This window comes from Gammaproteobacteria bacterium (assembly GCA_022450155.1).
Classification (GTDB): domain Bacteria; phylum Pseudomonadota; class Gammaproteobacteria; order Arenicellales; family UBA868; genus REDSEA-S09-B13.
This window is the reverse complement of record JAKUQR010000013.1, coordinates 44,763-63,047: the sequence shown is the minus strand read 5'-3', so window position 1 is coordinate 63,047 and position 18,285 is coordinate 44,763. Positions and strand designations below refer to the sequence as shown.

Genomic DNA, 18,285 nt, shown 5'->3' with positions numbered 1-18,285 from the left:
TACATCGGCAGATGAGCTGCGGAATTGTATTTTATCTGACTTCTGCTTTCTGGGCAGGAGGTCTGCATGGATGAATCCGGTCAGACAGTCGCGTGGTTGAGGGCAGCGTCGAAAATATCGTAGTTGTGTAAATTGGTGCTGGCGAGCAGTTGAGATGCCGGACGGTTCAGAATAAACGGTACCCGTTGTTCGGACAGCCCCCCATGCGACCGTAGAGGCTCGGAGAGCGCTGATAGGTCATGATACTGTTGAGAATGTCCTAAAACCCACTCAGTGCTGGAAATCACCACGATATGACCCACCCGGTCCAGGGGCAAGGAAAATCTCTCACAGGCTATCGGGCCTTCAAGTACCAGCTCGATCCCTTTCTGTGCCGACAATTTCTGGCATACGGGTTGTATATCGACCGGGTCGGCCAGGTAGATTGTGGCGAATCCACCCAGTGCACCATGATGTACTACGTACGGATCTGTGATTGGCAGGATGATTCGGAATCTATCAGAAGGCAATAGTTCGTCGATGAGAGGCTTCAGATAGACGATATTCGGTTGCCCGACTGAATCGTGTTTCGCTTTCATACCATGATCGGCTGTCAGGGCAATGATGGCATCGTGTGCTTGCATCTTTAGAAGGTGATCATCAATCATGCTGTAGAACGCATCTGCTGTCGCGGTTCCAGGCCCGTGTTTGTGCTGGATGTAGTCACTGGTCGACAGGTAGAGTATGTCAGGCGCCCAGGTATCCAGAAGTTTCAGGCCGGCGGAAAATACATACTCAGACAATGCGCTGCTGTAGACATCCGGCGGTGACAGGTCAGTCAGCTGGCCGGCATCGTCTATGCCGTTTTCACTCTGTGTGGTCAGCTGGCATTTTTCGGCGGAAAAGCAGATTGCACTGCCTTGATCAAAATCGAGTTCATGACCGAGCATCCGCCTGAGTTTGTCTTTAGCTGTGATCACAGCGACTTTTGCGCCCTGATCCTGAAATGCTTTGAAAATCGTACCCACGCGAAGAAACACAGGATCATTCATCATGACTTCAGCGTTGGACTCAAGGTCGTAAAAAAAGTTGCCTGATATGCCATGAACGGCCGGTGGTGTTCCAGTCACAATCGAAATGTTGTTGGGGTTGGTGAAACTGGGAATCGTGGCATCAGCGGTTCGAAACAACCCGCGGTTTCTGATCGAAGCCAGATAGGGCATATGACCGTTCTCAATGGCACGGTCAATATAACCACCACCATCCGACAGCGGGTAGCCAGGTTCACTGCCGTCCAGGCAGATCACAACGACAGGTCTGTCGGGCCAGCGGTACTGCCGGTTATTGCAGGTCACATAGCGCATGGTGATGTTATGGCATACAACAGGTCAGGGACCACAGTTGCTGACACTCATGACCCCAAGCGTGTCGCGAATAGCGTCAATCAGTCCGCGAACCTGGCCTTCGGAAATGTGTCCAATGCAACCGACCCGAAACGAATCGCTTACTGTCAGTTTGCCCGGATAAATAATGTAGCCACGTTTTCGGAGCTCTTCATAAAATCTATCGAACTGGAAATTAGGGTCGGCAGGTGTCAGGAACGTTACAATTATGGGCGATTGAAGTTCATCTGGGAGCAGGGTCTTGAACCCCAGTGTGCGCATGCCCGAGACCAGGGTTTCACAGTTGTGTCGATAACGGCGGCCCCGTCCCGCTACACCACCTTCGGCATCGAATTCCGTCAGCGCCTGCCCCAGAGCCAATATCGTGTGGGTTGGTGGTGTAAAGCGCCACTGGCCATTGCGTTCCATGGCTTTCCACTGACTGTACAGATCCAGCACCAGCGTGTCGGAATTGCCGCTGGATTGTTTGAGAGTTTCGATATTGCAGATACAAAACCCTATTCCAGGAGATCCTTGCAGGCATTTGTTGCTGGATGCAACGACCGCGTCAAATGGAGAATCGCATGCATCAAGCGGTAGAACACCGAATGAACTCATGGCATCGATCAGCAAAGACCGTCGATGCTCGGCCGTGACCTTGGCAACTGTTTCAATTGGATTCAAGATGCCTGACGTAGTTTCACAGTGGACTACGGCAACATGGCTAATGTCGGGATCTGCGGCAAGTCGCCGATCAAGTTCGTCAGTATTTACAGGCAGATCTTCGGTTGTTTCGAGTATTGTGTACGCTCGCTCATGTATTGAACAGATATCGATCATACGTTTACCGTATGCACCGTTGACAAGTAATAACACTTTTCCGGATCGGGGTATGAACGTAATCAGCATTGCTTCTACCCCAAAAGTACCGCTCCCCTGAACCGGCACGCAGACATGCGTGTTTTGGCCATTGACGATCTGGGTCAAGTGTTGGCGAATGCGGTTATTGATGTCAATAAAGCGGCTGTCACGGGAGCCATAGTCGTGCAGCATCGCCCGTTTTACGGCGGGTGATGTCGTGAGCGGTCCGGGTGTGAAAAGCCAAGGATCACCATCAGGTGAAGACGCGATTGCTGAAGGTTCTTGATCGTTTTTCATGGGGTTTAGATTGGGTGTCTGGACGATTTTCAAGGGGGTCAAAGGTCATTAAGTCTCCTTGGAGAGCGGGGTGTTTAAAATCAGGTTATGGCTTTATAGAACTGCGGGTCAGAACACCTTCTGTTTTAACTTTACCTTTATGCAACTGTTTGAATTTCACAACTAGATAGCCCAGTTTTGGAGACAGCCAGTAGTACAGCTGTCGGCTGGACTTCCGATCTATAAAGTAGCGCAGGCTTTGTACGGGCTGTTCTAAGATAATAACTGATTCGGCTTGCTCCAGTACAAACCTATACGGACGAATCTGATCGCCCTCGTGTACTGTGTAAAGTGGCTCGGTCATACCCTGCTGAAGGTCAATCCGGGCCATGAGTTCGAACGACAGTGGATCCAGCACGTTGGGTGTCAGTGGGATGGTCAGTTGGGTGCCGCGATAGAGGACGTGGCTTGTGCCAGATGGCCAGTCGAATTCAATCCGAATAGCCCGGTGACTATCCTCGCTACCATCGTCTGCTGTATAGAGAATGGGCTGGATCCGACCTGAACGCAGTTGAAAATGTGATTGCTCGACCACTTTACCGATTCCTGTGAGCGACCCCAGTCCCTTGAGTTGAGTCAGTGCAGTCAAGAGATAGTGTTGGCCGGACCGGGTCAGTTCAACTTTTCGTTCAACTGCAAGGCCGGAACGAGTGATCGCATAATCAGCCGAAAACGGTTCAATATCGCTGCCACTATCCGCTTGCGCCGGTAGCAGGAATAAAATCAACAGCCACAGGGGATTAATCTTGGGACACAAGCAGCGCGAACTGTGCTTTATAGGGCGCAGTGGATACCGGAAAATTGCGGAGATCTGAAGCATAATCAGCCGGTATATTGTCGGATGATCCACATAGCGGACAAGGCCGGGCGCTCATTGTGCTCAATTTCGACAGTAATGTCGTGGTGCAATGTCCATTCACCGGTTGTTCGCTCTTCAGCAAGTTCAAGCGTGAAGTGTGCACGCACCCGGGCATCAGAGCGCACTGGTGTGATGAATCGGATCCGGTCGAACCCATAATTGATGCTCATTCGTACGTCCTTGATGACGGCCAGCGTGGATTCGGCCATCTGTTTGAGTTGTGACAGCGTCAGGAAACCATGTGCAATTGTTCCGCCAAAAGGCGATTCAGTACCTGCTCGTTTCGGATCAATATGTATGAACTGATGATCGTTCGTAATATCGGCAAACTGATTGACCATTGATTGTGATAGCCGTATCCAGGGAGATATACCAAGCTTTGTTCCCTGCGTGCTTTGCAGTTGGTCTGCGGCAATTGTAGTCAGTTTTGTCATAAAACCTCCCGGAGATAGAGGGTGCCCTGATGTATTGGCCTGACAGAGTGACGTCGGTTCGTTGCAGGTCGCACGCCTGGCGTAAAATAGGACTTGTCGCCCAGACGTTATTCGATATTCTATCCTGGCCCGCCGGAAACCTGTGGGCTGTTTGTTCGGTACGGAAAACCAATTGTAGGCAAAAGTGATGATTCAACTGCTTTACCAGGGCCAGTGGCTGCTTTTTTGTGTCATTCTGGTGGCCCTTCTTCTTTCCCTGTCGTTTCACGAGTTTGGGCATGCCTGGGCCGCAAAGCGCTGCGGTGACGACACTGCTCAGCGGGCAGGCCGCCTTACACTCAACCCGATATCTCACATCGATCCAATGGGCTTGATGATGGTGGTGTTTATTGGATTCGGCTACGCGAAACCGGTGCCGACCGATCCACGGCGTTTCACATCCCGTTATGCCGAGATGCTGGTCGCTGCTGCCGGCCCGGCAATGAACTTGCTGTTGGCGGTGATTACTGTAAATGTCTTTGTCCAGGGTCTGCATTTTGGCTGGTACAGTCCGCACGAGACGCTGCCGCAGTCTATGCTGTTTGTTGCCCGGATCAACCTGTTGTTAATGGTGTTTAACCTGCTGCCTATCGGTGCGTTGGACGGACACTACATTCTGCCTTATTTTCTACCGCGGCAACTGTCGCAGCAGTATCGTTATTACAACGAGCGGTACGGAAATTTCGCATTATTGGGACTGATAGCGCTGTCGTTTTTGGGTATCCCAGTTTTGCAGGCCGTTTGGCATATCAGCGATGTTCTCCTACCACTCATTGTGTTTGCATGATCAGTTTCCAAACACGGCTCAGCGGCGAATTCGATCATGGCAGATCAGAACAGATCACAATCAGCAGCATCACAAAAGATTCTGGAGAGGGCTTATTCCCTTAAGACTCCAGACGAAGCCAAGACACTCTATCGCGATTGGGCGGTGTCATACGATCAGCACCTAGAGCAGGGACTGCATTACATCGCACCGGCTGGTATAGCGCAGTTCTTGGCCAATGCATTGGCGGATCGTACTGCCTTGATCCTGGATGTAGGCTGTGGCACGGGGCTTGTGGGAGCGTATCTGGTCAGTCATGGATATTCGGCAATCGATGGACTGGATTTTTCTGCCGAAATGCTTAGCCAAGCCAGGAGCAAGCAGGTTTACCAGACGCTGATACAGGGTGACCTCAATACCGTGCTTGACATCTCCGATCAGACCTATGACGCAGGTATTTCCTGCGGGACGTTTACCCACGGCCATGTTGAAGCAGATGCCCTGGATGAGATTCTCAGAGTACTGAAGCCCGGTGGATACTTTGCGTGCACGATTCATCGGGAGGTCTGGCAAACAGCAGGGTTCGAGAACAAATTTGCTGAACTCATGGCGTCGGGCGTTGCTGACCTGGAGCGCATGAACGAACAAGCTTTTTACAAGAATGCTCCCAATGACGGGTGTTTCTGTCTCATTCGGCGCCTGTAGCCAGGTTGTTTTTGATTGTGCTTGGGGTTTAGCGCGAGTGCTAAAATGGTCGCAGCAGAAGGTGTGGTCGAGTGGCTACAGGCGGTTTTCTGGCGGCGGCAGTCGGTCTCCCTGGTGGCGATAAATTGTGAACCCGGTCAGGTCCGGAAGGAAGCAGCCGCAGCAATTGATTCGAGTGCCGGGGTCGGGCTGGCTGGCGCCGTCTCCAGTGACCATTCAGCCGGTATTGACCATATGCGGCAATACCCCGTTTCAGCGAGAATAGGAACTGTATGAGCTACCAGGCATTGGCAAGACGCTGGCGTCCTCGGCATTTCAAGGATGTCGTCGGTCAGGAGCATGTCGTATCAGCGCTTACCAGTGCGTTAGACAATGAACGGGTTCACCACGCATTTTTGTTCTCGGGTACCCGTGGTGTCGGAAAAACCACCCTGGCAAGATTACTGGCCAAAGCACTGAACTGCGAACAGGGTGTCAGTTCACAGCCCTGTGGGTCTTGTTCTGCATGTCAGGGTGTGGATGAAGGACGATTTATTGACCTGCTTGAGGTCGATGCTGCGTCCAGGACCCGAGTTGAAGATACGCGGGAGATTCTAGATAACGTTCAATACACCCCAACTCAGGGTCGTTGCAAGGTTTACCTGATTGACGAAGTCCATATGCTCTCAGGCCATAGTTTCAATGCCTTGTTAAAAACACTTGAGGAACCACCTGACCATGTCAAGTTCCTCCTGGCTACTACGGACCCCAAAAAACTGCCAGCCACGATCATTTCCCGTTGTCTCCAGTTCAACCTGCGGGCTCTATCGCCTGACCAGATAGCCGCACAGCTGGACAAGATTCTGACAGCTGAAGAAATACAGCATGACAGCGAAGCGCTGGCTATTATTGCGCGTGCTGCTTCGGGCAGTATGCGGGATGCGCTGAGTCTGCTTGATCAGGGCATTGCCTTTGGCAGTGGTCATGTGAGTGTCGATTCAATGCGGGACATGCTGGGAATGATCGAGACAAGACACGTCGAGCATATACTCAGGGGCCTAGCCGCACACGATGGTGCCAGTGTCCTGGCTGCAGCAGACGACATGGCTGAGCGGGCGTTGGATTATATGTCTGTCCTGGATGATCTGCTTCTCGCCCTCCAGGATGTCGCACTCTATCAGGTGTCTCCTCAAGGCTATGCGGCCAAGGGTGAGGTTTCGGCTTTTACCGCCGAACTGGGCGACTTGATGATACCTGAGGATGTTCAGCTTTATTACCAGATTGCGCTGCTGGCAAAACGTGATCTGCATTTGGCACCTGAACCTGGTTCTGGCTTCCAGATGGCACTTCTCCGAATGCTGACCTTCATCCCTGATCTGGCGGAAGATTCTGCGCCTTCCGTGGCTCCCCCGGAACGCACACAGAAAAAAAGCGTCAGCAAAGCCAAGGCTGTCAGACAAAAACCTGCCCGAACCCGCACTGATGTGCGTGGGGAGGTCGGTGCAGAATCACCTAAGCCAGCCCCAACCGAGGGCAACAACTCGGCTGACGCGGATCCGGCGGACCCGGAAATATGGGCTGACCTGGTTGCAACTGCTGATCTCGCCGGCATCACCCGCGAGTTGGCCATGAATCTAGCACCACAGCGTTTTGTTCAGGGTGTGCTTGAGGTATCTCTGACTGAGTCGCTCGAACATCTGACCAGTGAAGCCCGAATAAAAACTCTAGAGAAGTCGCTTTCGGCCCAGCGGAAAGGCGTTTTGAAACTGAAACTCGTGGCGCCGATAGAAGACCGAGTTTCCTCACCGACACCGGTACAAACCGAGAAACGCCAGGCGGACGAGGCCAAGCAGGCGGCCTATCAGGCTATGCTCGAAGATCCGGCTGTACAGGAGATGATGAAACGATTTGATGCAACAGTCGTGCCGGAGTCAGTCAGGCCCGCTAATTCGAAAGAGGCTGGAAAATGAAAGGACCGCTGGAAAATATTATGAAGCAGGCGCAAGCCATGCAGGAGAACTTCAAGAAAGCACAGGAAGAGCTGGCTCAGATAGAGGTCACTGGGACGTCTGGTGGCGGGCTGGTGGAGGTGGTCATGACATGTCGGCACGATGTCCGGCGTATCAAGATTGATGATAGTTTGATCAGTGATGACAAGGAAGTACTGGAAGATCTGGTCGCAGCTGCAGTGAACGATGCAGTACGGCGTGTCGAGCAGGCAAGCCAGGATAAAATGAGTGGGTTGACGTCAGGGCTCAATATACCCGGGCTGAACATTCCCGGTTGACTATGAAGGAAGGTCGCGCAATTGAACAGCTGAAGCGTGCGCTTCGGCGCCTGCCAGGTGTGGGTCCCAAGACAGCCCAGCGGATGGCTTTCTATCTTCTCGAGCGAGATCGGGATGGTGCCAGTCAACTTGCTGAGGCCCTCACCGAAGCAGTGTCCACCGTCAGGCACTGTGCACGATGCAACAATTTCAGTGAAGAGGATCTGTGTGCAATATGTACATCTGGGAAACGCGATGAGAGCCTGTTGTGTGTTGTTGAGACCCCGGCCGACCTGGCCATTATAGAGCAGGCGGGTGCCTTCTCTGGTTATTACCTGGTTCTGATGGGGCACCTTTCACCACTTGATGGTATCGGCCCAGACGATCTCGCAGTACAGCATCTATTGAAAGTTCTGTTGGACTATCCGGTACGAGAGGTCATTCTGGCGACCAACCTGACCATTGAAGGGGAGGCTACAGCCGATTATCTGTCGGATCTCATGGCGAAATATGAAGTCCAGATCAGTCGTCTGGCCCGTGGTGTCCCAGTAGGGGGTGAACTTGAATATATGGATGCCAACACCCTCAATCAGGCGTTCTCTGATCGACGTGCGGTCCGGGTTGAGTTAGCCTGAGTCAAGAAACGTGCAAGTCGAATTTCCAGCCAATATCGTGACCGACCAGGAAAGTGTCCTTCAACAAAACCTGTGTGGCCGCCTCTGTCACTGAGCTCCAATCGGATACCTGGACCGAGTTCGTGCTCCTCAGGTAATAGATCCTGGGTCATGAAAGGATCATCTTTGGCTTGAACGATTAACGTTGGTGTAGTGATGCGCAGCAAATACTGTCGGCAGCTGTCAGTAGCATAGTAGTGTTCAGCATCGCGGAATCCATGGAGGGGTGCGGTGCCCAGGTTGTCGAATTCGCGAAAAGTTCGAGTCTTAAGCAGAGCGGGTATATTCAGACCGGTATTGTGCTGATAGGCTTTCCTAATGGCGGTTTTCTTCATTGACCCTACCAGCCAGTGTTGATAAAGCCTTGAGAGACCCTTTTCCAATCGTGATGCACACTGTGACAGTTCGAAGGGAACCGAAATTGCTGCAGCTGCTGCCAAGGGGATTTCCGGGTCTTTCTGTCCAAGCAGTTTCAGGAGCATGTTTCCGCCCAGAGAGTAACCTACGGCAAACAAGGGCACGTCCGGATTGTGTCGATGAAGCCAGCGTATCACGTAATCTAGGTCGTTGGTTTCGCCGGCGTGATAGGTCCTGGGGAGTCGGTTATTTTCTCCACTGCAACCCCGAAAGTGCATTACGCAAGTGCGGAACTGATGCTGGCTGAGGACTGAGCATAACCCGCGTATGTAGTGCGATTGTGAAGATCCTTCCAGGCCGTGAAGTACCAGAACTACGGGTCTGTCATGATCAACAGGGCCCGACCAATCCAGATCAAGAAAGTCCCCATCTTTGAGTTCCAGACGTTGACGATGATAATTGACCTTGAGTCGGCGGCGAGCAAAAATAGGCCACAGCGTCTGCTGGTGTGGGTGTCGGCACCACCAGGCTGGTTTGAATACAGGACAGACCTCCCCACCCTTACCTGAATTCATTGAGGTGGTCATCATGGCACCACTCGCAAAATCAGGTTCCGGGTCGCCTGAAGGTGAGTGGTTTACCATGGACGCCGGGCCGGATTCTGCCGGACTCAAAGACCACCTGTCCGCCTACAATGGTATAGACAGGCCATCCCGTAAGTTCCAGACCGGTGTATGGACTCCATCCTGCGCGGCTGAACATTTCCTCGTCCCTCACCGGGTGGCGTCGATCCATATCGACCAGCGCAAGGTCAGCATCAAAGCCCTCAGCTATACAGCCTTTGTTCGGAATGCCGTATGTCGCGGCAGGTCCAACACTCATCCAGTTCTGCACCTGCTTTAGTGTGCATTTCCCAGCCTTAAACTGAGTCAGCATTAGCGGAAGCGAAGTTTCCACGCCCGGCATCCCGGCCGGAGAGTCGGGATAGGGCCTAGATTTTTCCTCAAGTGTGTGCGGCGCGTGGTCTGTGGCGATGAAATCGATAATGCCGTCTTTCAAGCCTCGCCAGAGAGAATCCGCGTTTTTGGGGCCACGAATCGGCGGGTTCATCTGAACCCGGGCACCGAGCCGGACATAATCATCAGTATTCAGAAACAGGTGATTGGGAATAACTTCACAACTCACCTGGGCAGCCTTGTGCTGACGCAGGTGTTCGACCTCGATTGCAGTGGACAGATGGAGAATGTGGAGGCGTCGCCCATATTTATCGGACAGTTCCAGCGCCCGTTGCGTGGCGATAAGGGCGGTCTGTGGGTCACGAATTTCAGAGTGAAGCTGATGGGTTACTGATCCGCTGGAGTCAGATAGGATAGCGGCTGTGCGTTGATTGATGCGTTCTTCATCTTCGGCGTGCACCGCGATGAGGCGCTCACCTGAGGAGAATATACGGTCAAGAGATTTATCATCATCGACCAGCAGGTCACCTGTGCTTGACCCCATAAAAATCTTGATTCCACATGCAGGGTGCGTGGTGTTTAGGGATTGCAGGTTGTCCCGAGTGGCACCGATAAAAAAACCGTAATTTGCAACGCAGGTTTCCGCGGCCCGGTTCAATTTCCAATCCAGCTGTGCCTGGTCAATTGTGGCGGGTTTACAGTTCGGCATCTCCAGGAAGCTAGTGACACCCCCTCTGACGGCTGCACGAGAACCTGACCCCAGGTCTTCCTTGTGGGTGGCTCCCGGCTCACGGAAGTGGACCTGTGGATCGATTACACCGGGAAGCAGCAGATTACCGTACGCGTCAATAGTTTCTCTGGCAGCGCCGCTAATTGTCTGGTCGATTCGGTCGATCCTGCCGTTTCTACAGGCAAGATCAGAGTTAACGATAGACCCGTCTGGTTGTGCGACTCGGGCGTTTTTGATGACGAGGTCGAACATCTTGCTCATATACTGACCGAGTAGTGTGCCGTCTCAGTATATTGTACGGCCTAGAGCCTTCTAGGCGACAGTGTTGTACAACTGTTTTTGCTGCTGACCGATAACGAAGTCGCAATGTCAGGCGAGTTGTTTTTCCCGGATTTCATCGAGAGTCTTACAGTCGATGCACTGATTGGCCGTAGGGCGTGCTTCCAGTCGTTTTATGCCGATGGGTACCCCACACCTGTCACAATAGCCGTAGTCGCCACTGCCGATCATTCCGATGGACTCTTCAATTTTCTTGATCAGTTTGCGCTCACGGTCACGGGTTCTCAGTTCAAATGAACGGTCGGTCTCCTGTGTCGCGCGATCATTGGGATCGGGCAGGTTAATCGACTCATCCTGCATGGTCACCACTGTCCTTTCGGTATCGTCGATCAGTTCCTGTCGCCAGGCACTTAGGATTGCCTTGAAGTGCCCCTGCTGGCTGTCGTTCATGTATTGTTCCCGCTTTTTGGCACGATAGGGCTTGATGCCATGGACCAGTTCTGCGAGTTTGGTTTTTGTTGTGGCCATCTAGAAAATTGCTCCAATGAGATAAAAATACAAGCTCGGGGCTCGATGCGCCGTTCTCTCGAAAGCGGGCCGTTATACCAGAGTGACCTCTGGTGTGCAACTATTGTTGACTGGGACCTACGGCAGCAAATATCTACTGAATTTTGTTCACGCCAGGTTGGGTCTACGGTTTGACACTGGGAAATCAACGTGGCGGCGTCGCTCCCCCTAGCTGCCGGGAAACAGCAAAGTTCTGGCTGCGAAACGGGCAAGTTCAGATATAATGTAATGCCAGTTTAGATCAGATAATTCTAACAGCGTATTATTGCGATGGCTGTGGTGCTGACCACCAGCCGCGAGCAGTCGCATGTGATGGATCCCGACATATTCCCGATGCCCGTAAAACAAATAAGCTGGGTTAATGCGCCTTAAGACACTCAATCTTTCTGGGTTTAAGTCTTTTGTAGACGCTACATCTATTACCATTCCGGCTGACTTTACTGGAATAGTTGGCCCGAACGGCTGTGGCAAGTCTAATGTCATTGATGCGGTGCGCTGGGTTATGGGTGAGGCATCCGCCCGCAACCTCCGCGGTGAGAGCATGTCAGATGTCATATTTAACGGTTCTTCCACCCGGAAGCCTGTCGGCAAGGCTTCAGTAGAACTGCTGTTTGACAACAGTGAAGGCACGGCGCCTGATGCATATTCTGCGTTTGCTGAAATATCTGTCAGGCGCACCTTGTCCCGTGACGGTACTTCTGAATACCAGATAAATCGCGCGCGCTGTCGCCGAAGGGACATAACGGATCTTTTTCGCGGTACCGGTTTGGGTGCCCGTTCCTATTCCATCATCGAACAGGGCATGGTCTCAAGGATTGTAGAGGCCCGTCCTGAGGAACTTCGCAGCTTCGTTGAAGAAGCTGCTGGCATTACCCGCTACAAAGACCGGCGCCGCGAAACTGAGACGCGCATTCGGCACACACGAGAAAATCTTGACCGGATCGAGGATATTCGAAGTGAACTCGCGAGTCAGCTACGCAGGCTACAGCGCCAGTCCCAGGCTGCCCGGCGCTATCAGAAGCTTCGCGATGAAGAACGGGTTGTCAATGGTCAGTTACTTGCTGTGCGTTATGCCACGATGAAGCGGAGAAGTGAAGAGCAAGACAGGAGCACGGCCCAGGCTAGAAATCAGGTGGAAGCTGAACTGGCTCAGCAGAGATCGCTTGAGAGCACGGTGGAAGAGATCCGCGCACAGCAGTCAGATGCCCAGAAACTGGTGAATGACATTCAGGCAGAGTTCTATACGCTGGGTGCTGAGGTCGCCTCGATTGAACAGAAGATAGAGCACACCCGCGAAACTGAGCAGCAGCAGCGAGCTGAGCTGGATCGATTGACCACTGACTTGGCAGCAATCGGTACACAGTTGGAGCAGGATTCACTGGAACGCCAGAAGCTGGAAGATCTGGTGTCTCGCAGTGAAGGGCTGCGCACCAGTCGGGAATCAGCCCTCGAATCCACTCAGCAGCATCTGCTGGATACAGAGCAGCAATTCGAGGACTGGCAGGAGCGCTGGCACGACTTTACCCAGCAAGCGGCTGAACCTGCCATGAATCAGGAGGTGCAGCGTACGCGGATAGAACAACTCGAATCAGTAGATAAAAAAACACAGGAGAGACTGGCTCGTCTAGATGAGGAAGGTCTAAAACTCCTTGAGGAAGAGGAGCAGCTTGATGTGGAGGGAACGAGAACGGTCTCTCAGCAACATGACCAGGAAGTTGAGGACAGGCGGGCTGATTTTCAGAGACTCGCGCAAAGCATCGAGGATGGCCGTCAGGCTGCAGAGAGCCTGGCTCAGCGTGTTGATGAGGGGCGGAAGAACATGCACGCGACGAACAGTCGTCTTGAGAGTTTGAGTGATCTGCAGGAGTCGGCCCTGAAGCATGACGATCGTTACCAGGAGTGGTTGGTGCGCCGGGGTCTTTCGCACGCACCCAGGCTCGCAGAGGAGGTCAAAGTTGCCGATGGATGGGAGGCTGCCGCTGATGCGCTGTTAGGGAATCGACTTGCTGGGCTGGGTGTTGGCAGTATAGAAAATACCATTGCCGATGAAACTGCGCTGCCAGCCAGCAATTTGTTTTTCATTGAGTCCGGCCAAATTTTCGAAATTAGCGATGATTCCAAAACCCTATCGAGCAAGGTGCGCAGTTCACGCTATGATCTACAGTCGGTGCTGGCTGGGGTCTATATTGCTGAGACACTGCCGGAAGCGATGCAGAGGCGAACTACACTCAAACTGCACGAATGTGTAGTGACGCGTTGTGGAACCGTGGTGGGGAAGAACTGGGTTCGAGCACCACGCGCACCTGATAACGAGACAGGCCTGCTGTCCAGGGAGGATGAAATAGACGGACTGCGCGCGGAGGTTTCCTGTCTCGTACCCGCCACCCAGGCACTGGAAGATGAACTTCTCACTGTTCGCGAACGGTTTCGCCTTCTGGAACAGCAACAGCAGACCCAGCAACAGGAAGTGCACGGTTTGCGCCTCACGCGAGATATACACCGCCAGTCTCTGGCTGATAAGGAAGCACGATTTGCTCAGATTGAAACCAGACGACATCAGCTTGCCGGCGAAATGGAAGAACTCATCACTGATCTCAGTAAAACAGGAGAGGGGCTTGATGAGGCCCGTCGGAATCTCGCTTTGGCAGAAAATGAGACCGGTTCGGTTGACAGTGATCGTGAAGTCCTGCTGCAGGAAAAGCAGCAGGTATCAGATGTACTGATTCAGGCTAGGCGTGCAGTACAGGATAATCGAGATCAGCTGCATCGGGCCGAGCTCGACCTTCAAGGTGTTCGGGCATCGCTTGAATCGCTTCAGGTGGGTCAGGCTCGTCTGACAACGCAGCATCAACAGACTGCCTTCCGTCATCGGGAGCTGGAACACACGTTACGTGTTGGTGTCGAGCCAGAACAGGTTTTGAGACAGCGGCTGGACGAATTTCTCGACAGTAGGATCGAAGTCGAAAACAGGTTGACTGCTGCAAGAAATGACTACGCCCAGTTTGACGAAAATCTTCGAGACACACAGGCACTGGTGTCGGAATGTGAACAAAGGGTCGCAGTAACCAGGGATGCATTGGAAGAGCAGCGATTAAAGGCGCAGGAACTCGATGTGCGGATTGATGCGCTGCGGGAGCAGATCGAAGCAAGCAAATACGTTCTTGAGGAACTGCTGACCGAACTGCCGGAAGACGCCGAAGAATCTCTCTGGACGGAGAAATCTCAACAGCTGGGTGAAAAAATCTCCGGGATAGGGCCTGTAAATCTTGTAGCCATTGAAGAATTTGACGAGCAATCTGAACGCAAGAGCTATCTGGATAAACAACATGCTGACCTTGTTGAGGCTATTGACACGCTCGAGAATGCGATCAAAAAAATCGATAAAGAAACCCGGCATAGATTTAAACAGACATTTGATAATTTGAACATCGGATTCACCGAATATTTCCCACGATTGTTTGGAGGAGGAAAGGCCGTCCTCGAACTTACTGATGGAGACTATCTGACTGCTGGTGTTACAGTGATGGCCAGGCCTCCCGGTAAGCGCAACAGTACGATCCACCTGCTTTCAGGCGGAGAGAAGGCACTGGCAGCAGTCGCCTTGTTGTTCGCACTGTTTCGCCTCAATCCGGCCCCTTTTTGTATTCTTGATGAGGTTGATGCGCCTCTTGATGATGCGAATGTCGTTCGATATTGTCAGACCCTAAGGACCCTTTCGGAACGCTCACAGCTGATTGTGATAACGCACAACAAGATTACAATGGAATCCTCAGATGTGCTTCTTGGTGTAACCATGGGTGAACCTGGTGTATCTTCCATCGTTTCAGTCGATATCGAAGAAGCTGTAGAGATAGTCGCACAATGACATGACTCTGCGACTGGCTCTGCTTACTCTGGGTGTTGTAGCACTGATACTGATATTGGGCCTGTCGTACCTGCGGCGGCGGCCGGATGTATCCAGCTTGAAGATCCCCATAAGGACGTTCGGAAGGACGCTCGTGTTACTGATGGCAAATATTTTCCAACTTCTCAGAGCACGATTTTACCTCGGGCGGAACACTAAGATCGGTCAGAGAGAACCATCGCTGGTGGCAGCGGCAGACTTTGAACTGGGAGAGCAACCCGTAGCGGGGCACGATACGTCGCCTGTATCCGGGCAACAAGCGTCAGACCGAAAGCGTGCAGCTGAGTATCACAAGACCCGAGATATTGCTGGATTGCCACCTGAGGATGGTGTCGGCTCAGGACCACTGCGTATCGACTACTGGGCACGACTTTCAGGAGATGAATTAGTTGATCGGGATAGCGTCTTATCTCTGTTTCGAGAGTATGAAATTAACCTTGAACATCCAAGAGCGGTGCATGGTCGCAGTCACCCCGGACGGATCTGGCTGGATCTTGAACAGGCGGGCAGCGATGAACTGTTTACAGATCTTGTCGTGAGCCTTCAGCTGGCAGATCACTCCGGTCCAGTAGAAGAAACCGAGTTGACACGATTTAACAGCCTTATAGTTGCTCTTGCAGAAGGCCTTTACAGACGCTGCCAACTCGACAGTTCAATTGAAGACGCGCTTCCTCAGGCACGACGGCTGGATCGATTCTGCAAAGCCTACGATATGCTTGCAATATTGAACATAAAACCAATCGGTGAAACCAGTTTTTCGGGAAAGGATACAGAACGGGTGATGCAGAGATCGGGTATGCGGCTTGGTGACCAGAACATCTTTCATTATTACGATCCGCGTAATGGAAGGAGCCAGTTCAGTTTGGCAAACCGGTACCAGCCAGGGTATTTTTCCCATACAGACCTGATTGACGGTTCATTCTGGGGATTGACAATGTTTATGAGTATCCCACGCTGTACCGAACCTTCAAAGTCCTTCGGCGAAATGCTGTCAGTAGCCGAATACCTGGCCAGTGAACTCAACGGCAGCCTGGCTGATCCTGACAGCGGGCAGTTGTCACCGGCACATTTAGCGCTTATACAGCGGCAGGTTCATGGCGTTGGGGAGTCTATGAAAAGACTGGGTGTGACACCGGGTGGAGAGGAGGCATTGCGCCTGTTCTAGGATTGATATGAAGAAAGGTCCCAGAACCGAGTTGGACAGGCTGTACGGTCAGATTCGGCATCATGACTACTGTTACTATGTTCTGGATGCCCCGGAAGTACCTGATGCTGAATATGATCGCCAGTATCGTAAACTGATCGAGCTTGAGGCCCGTAATCCCGAGCTGGTTGCAAGCGATTCGCCGACCAAACGGGTCGGCAGTGCACCTGTTCAGGGTCTCGATGAGGTGCAGCATGCGATGCCCATGCTTTCCCTGAGCAACGCGTTTGCGAAAGACGACGTCATTGAATTTGATCGCAGATGCCGAGAGGCTCTGGGATTGGATGTTGTGGGTTATGTTGCCGAGCCCAAACTCGATGGATTAGCAGTTAGTCTTCATTATGACAATGGCCGACTGGTGCGTGCTGCGACGCGAGGGGACGGAAATCGAGGTGAAGATGTAACGCACAATGCCCGCACAATTCGTTCAATTCCACTACACCTGGTAGGCGTGGATCATCCCGATCAACTGGAAGTCCGTGGCGAGGTCTACATGTCTCACACCGGTTTTACTCGACTCAATGAAGCACAACGTGGTAGCGGCGGTAAACTCTATGTTAATCCACGGAACGCGGCTGCTGGCAGTTTACGGCAGTTGGATCCCAGAATTACAGCCAGCCGCCCTTTGGCGTTCTACGGTTATGGTGTTGGGCTGGTCAATGCCCGTGCATCTCCTGAATCACAAAGCCAGATGCTGGACTCCCTCCGTCATTGGGGTATCCGGGTCAATCCACAGGTCAGTGTTGTCAGTGGGGCCGCGGGGTGCATCGACTACTACGAGAAAATTGTTGCCATAAGAGAGAAGCTGGCTTATGACATAGATGGTGTTGTCTACAAGGTCGACAGTTTTGCAGCGCAGAAACAACTTGGCTTCATCGCCAGAGCACCTCGTTGGGCGCTGGCGCATAAGTTCCCAGCACAGGAGGAGCTTACGGTTATTCAAAGTATTGAGGTCCAGGTTGGGCGAACGGGTGCAGTTACGCCAGTGGCCCGCCTTCAGCCGGTATTTGTTGGCGGTGTAACCGTCTCAAATGCGACCCTTCACAATGCCTCTGAAATCAAGAGGCTAGATGTCAGAGTAGGTGACACGGTGATTATTCGTCGGGCGGGTGATGTGATTCCTGAAGTGGTCTCGGTCGTGCTGGACCGTCGTATAGGGGGCACTCGTGCATTTCGCTTCCCAAAGCGGTGTCCCATATGCGGTTCAGATATTGTTGGCGATGCCGACCAGGTAGTCCTTCGCTGTAGCGGCGGTCTGTTCTGCAGTGCCCAGTTGAAAGAGTCTATCAAGCACTTTGCATCCCGCCGGGCTATGGACATAGAAGGTCTTGGCAGTAAACTTGTAGACCAGCTTGTTGAGACAGGACATGTTCGTGATGTGGCTGATTTGTTCGATCTGGATCTCGAGGTCCTGTTGAGCCTTGAGCGGATGGGTGAAAAATCAGCCCGCAATTTGCTCGATGCGATAGATCATAGCCAAAATACGAGTTTAGGGAGATTCCTGTTTGCACTCGGGATACCACAAGTTGGTGAAGCAACAGCCAATACATTGGCCGAACACTTTGCCACCCTTGATAGGCTTCGAGCTGCAGATCAGTCGCAACTCCAGGCAGTATCGGATGTGGGGCCTGTCGTGGCCGAAGGGGTGATCCGGTTTTTTTCTCAGACTGATAATCAGCAGGTTATTGATCGACTGCTGGCAGCCGGTGTCATCTGGCCAGACAAACAGATTTCAGTACCCAGCGACAAACTCGCAGGCAAAACATTTGTCTTGACCGGGACTCTGGATCAACTGACCCGCGACGATGCGAAACAGCGCCTGACTGACCAAGGTGCCCGGGTTACTGGAAGCGTTTCAGGAAAGACGGATTTTCTGGTTGCCGGTGCTGATCCGGGCTCGAAGCTGGTCAAGGCGGAAGAACTGGGTATCCCGGTTCTGGACGAGATCGCATTCCTGCTGTTATTGGAGGAATCTGAATAATCCTATTTTAGGAAAAGAGATTCAGCG

The 18,285-nt window shown here is 52.5% G+C and carries 15 protein-coding genes and 1 other RNA gene; 9 read left to right on the top strand and 7 right to left on the bottom strand.

Annotated features, from left to right (window positions below; genetic code table 11):
* Positions 1-80 precede the first annotated feature (80 nt).
* From phnA to MK323_09070, 4 genes are all read right to left on the bottom strand, one after another.
* Positions 81-1,343 (bottom strand): phosphonoacetate hydrolase, encoded by a 1,263-nt coding sequence (gene phnA, locus MK323_09085; protein MCH2482316.1) that lies wholly within the window; start codon positions 1,341-1,343, stop codon positions 81-83.
* 24 nt (positions 1,344-1,367) lie between these two features.
* A complete protein-coding gene (locus tag MK323_09080; GenBank protein ID MCH2482315.1) occupies positions 1,368-2,519 on the bottom strand; it encodes a 2-aminoethylphosphonate--pyruvate transaminase in 1,152 nt (383 codons plus the stop codon).
* A gap of 85 nt (positions 2,520-2,604) precedes the next feature.
* On the bottom strand, positions 2,605-3,378 hold the full coding sequence (locus tag MK323_09075; protein MCH2482314.1) for a DUF3108 domain-containing protein: 774 nt from the start codon (positions 3,376-3,378) through the stop codon (positions 2,605-2,607).
* Positions 3,379-3,380: 2 nt separating this feature from the next.
* Positions 3,381-3,851 carry a MaoC family dehydratase gene (locus MK323_09070; protein MCH2482313.1) on the bottom strand — a complete coding sequence of 157 codons (471 nt, stop codon included), beginning with the start codon at positions 3,849-3,851 and terminating at the stop codon, positions 3,381-3,383.
* 187 nt (positions 3,852-4,038) lie between these two features.
* On the opposite strand from MK323_09070, the gene MK323_09065 reads away from it, so the two are divergent.
* The 6 genes from MK323_09065 (at position 4,039) to recR (ending at position 8,241) form a co-directional block, all read left to right on the top strand.
* The gene (locus MK323_09065) at positions 4,039-4,677 is read left to right on the top strand and encodes a site-2 protease family protein (protein MCH2482312.1); all 639 of its coding nucleotides are present in this window, start codon (positions 4,039-4,041) and stop codon (positions 4,675-4,677) included.
* A 36-nt stretch (positions 4,678-4,713) separates the two neighbouring features.
* Positions 4,714-5,361 (top strand): class I SAM-dependent methyltransferase, encoded by a 648-nt coding sequence (locus MK323_09060; GenBank protein MCH2482311.1) that lies wholly within the window; start codon positions 4,714-4,716, stop codon positions 5,359-5,361.
* Between the two features lie 100 nt (positions 5,362-5,461).
* An RNA gene (gene ffs, locus MK323_09055) (signal recognition particle sRNA small type) lies at positions 5,462-5,559 on the top strand.
* A 74-nt stretch (positions 5,560-5,633) separates the two neighbouring features.
* Positions 5,634-7,310, top strand: a complete 1,677-nt coding sequence (gene dnaX, locus MK323_09050; protein MCH2482310.1) for a DNA polymerase III subunit gamma/tau — start codon at positions 5,634-5,636, stop codon at positions 7,308-7,310.
* Positions 7,307-7,627, top strand: a complete 321-nt coding sequence (locus MK323_09045; protein ID MCH2482309.1) for a YbaB/EbfC family nucleoid-associated protein — start codon at positions 7,307-7,309, stop codon at positions 7,625-7,627. Before dnaX ends, MK323_09045 begins: the two co-directional genes overlap by 4 nt.
* A gap of 2 nt (positions 7,628-7,629) precedes the next feature.
* Positions 7,630-8,241 carry a recombination mediator RecR gene (recR, locus tag MK323_09040; protein ID MCH2482308.1) on the top strand — a complete coding sequence of 204 codons (612 nt, stop codon included), beginning with the start codon at positions 7,630-7,632 and terminating at the stop codon, positions 8,239-8,241.
* Here the strand turns inward: recR and MK323_09035 are convergent.
* The 3 genes from MK323_09035 to dksA all read right to left on the bottom strand — a co-directional run bounded on the left by MK323_09035 (position 8,196) and on the right by dksA (position 11,130).
* Entirely contained in the window at positions 8,196-9,227 is a 1,032-nt protein-coding gene (locus MK323_09035; protein MCH2482307.1) for a hydrolase, read from the bottom strand. The genes recR and MK323_09035 overlap by 46 nt on opposite strands.
* Positions 9,228-9,243: 16 nt before the next feature.
* A complete protein-coding gene (locus tag MK323_09030) occupies positions 9,244-10,575 on the bottom strand; it encodes a dihydroorotase (GenBank protein ID MCH2482306.1) in 1,332 nt (443 codons plus the stop codon).
* A gap of 117 nt (positions 10,576-10,692) precedes the next feature.
* Positions 10,693-11,130, bottom strand: coding sequence for an RNA polymerase-binding protein DksA (gene dksA / locus MK323_09025; GenBank protein ID MCH2482305.1), 438 nt, complete (start codon positions 11,128-11,130; stop codon positions 10,693-10,695).
* A 400-nt stretch (positions 11,131-11,530) separates the two neighbouring features.
* Between dksA and smc the strand changes: the two genes are divergently transcribed.
* From smc to ligA, 3 genes are read left to right on the top strand one after another with little or no spacing between them, the layout of a single operon-like run.
* Complete coding sequence (gene smc, locus MK323_09020; GenBank protein ID MCH2482304.1) at positions 11,531-15,034, top strand: chromosome segregation protein SMC; 3,504 nt, start codon at positions 11,531-11,533, stop codon at positions 15,032-15,034.
* 1 nt (position 15,035) lies between these two features.
* The gene (locus MK323_09015; protein ID MCH2482303.1) at positions 15,036-16,238 is read left to right on the top strand and encodes a cell division protein ZipA C-terminal FtsZ-binding domain-containing protein; all 1,203 of its coding nucleotides are present in this window, start codon (positions 15,036-15,038) and stop codon (positions 16,236-16,238) included.
* Positions 16,239-16,245: 7 nt separating this feature from the next.
* Positions 16,246-18,258, top strand: coding sequence for an NAD-dependent DNA ligase LigA (ligA, locus tag MK323_09010; protein ID MCH2482302.1), 2,013 nt, complete (start codon positions 16,246-16,248; stop codon positions 18,256-18,258).
* The last annotated feature ends 27 nt before the right edge of the window (positions 18,259-18,285 follow it).

Bases quoted from the DNA above. Each gene is read 5' to 3' on its own strand.
- MK323_09045 (MCH2482309.1), top strand. From the start codon at position 7,307: ATGAAAGGACCGCTGGAAAATATTATGAAGCAGGCGCAAGCCATGCAG.
- MK323_09015 (MCH2482303.1), top strand. From the start codon at position 15,036: ATGACTCTGCGACTGGCTCTGCTTACTCTGGGTGTTGTAGCACTGATA.
- ligA (MCH2482302.1), top strand. From the start codon at position 16,246: ATGAAGAAAGGTCCCAGAACCGAGTTGGACAGGCTGTACGGTCAGATT.
- MK323_09080 (MCH2482315.1), bottom strand. From the start codon at position 2,519: ATGAAAAACGATCAAGAACCTTCAGCAATCGCGTCTTCACCTGATGGT.
- smc (MCH2482304.1), top strand. From the start codon at position 11,531: ATGCGCCTTAAGACACTCAATCTTTCTGGGTTTAAGTCTTTTGTAGAC.
- MK323_09070 (MCH2482313.1), bottom strand. From the start codon at position 3,851: ATGACAAAACTGACTACAATTGCCGCAGACCAACTGCAAAGCACGCAG.
- MK323_09075 (MCH2482314.1), bottom strand. From the start codon at position 3,378: ATGCTTCAGATCTCCGCAATTTTCCGGTATCCACTGCGCCCTATAAAG.
- MK323_09060 (MCH2482311.1), top strand. From the start codon at position 4,714: ATGGCAGATCAGAACAGATCACAATCAGCAGCATCACAAAAGATTCTG.
- MK323_09035 (MCH2482307.1), bottom strand. From the start codon at position 9,227: ATGATGACCACCTCAATGAATTCAGGTAAGGGTGGGGAGGTCTGTCCT.
- phnA (MCH2482316.1), bottom strand. From the start codon at position 1,343: ATGCGCTATGTGACCTGCAATAACCGGCAGTACCGCTGGCCCGACAGA.
- MK323_09030 (MCH2482306.1), bottom strand. From the start codon at position 10,575: ATGTTCGACCTCGTCATCAAAAACGCCCGAGTCGCACAACCAGACGGG.
- dksA (MCH2482305.1), bottom strand. From the start codon at position 11,130: ATGGCCACAACAAAAACCAAACTCGCAGAACTGGTCCATGGCATCAAG.
- recR (MCH2482308.1), top strand. From the start codon at position 7,630: ATGAAGGAAGGTCGCGCAATTGAACAGCTGAAGCGTGCGCTTCGGCGC.
- dnaX (MCH2482310.1), top strand. From the start codon at position 5,634: ATGAGCTACCAGGCATTGGCAAGACGCTGGCGTCCTCGGCATTTCAAG.
- MK323_09065 (MCH2482312.1), top strand. From the start codon at position 4,039: ATGATTCAACTGCTTTACCAGGGCCAGTGGCTGCTTTTTTGTGTCATT.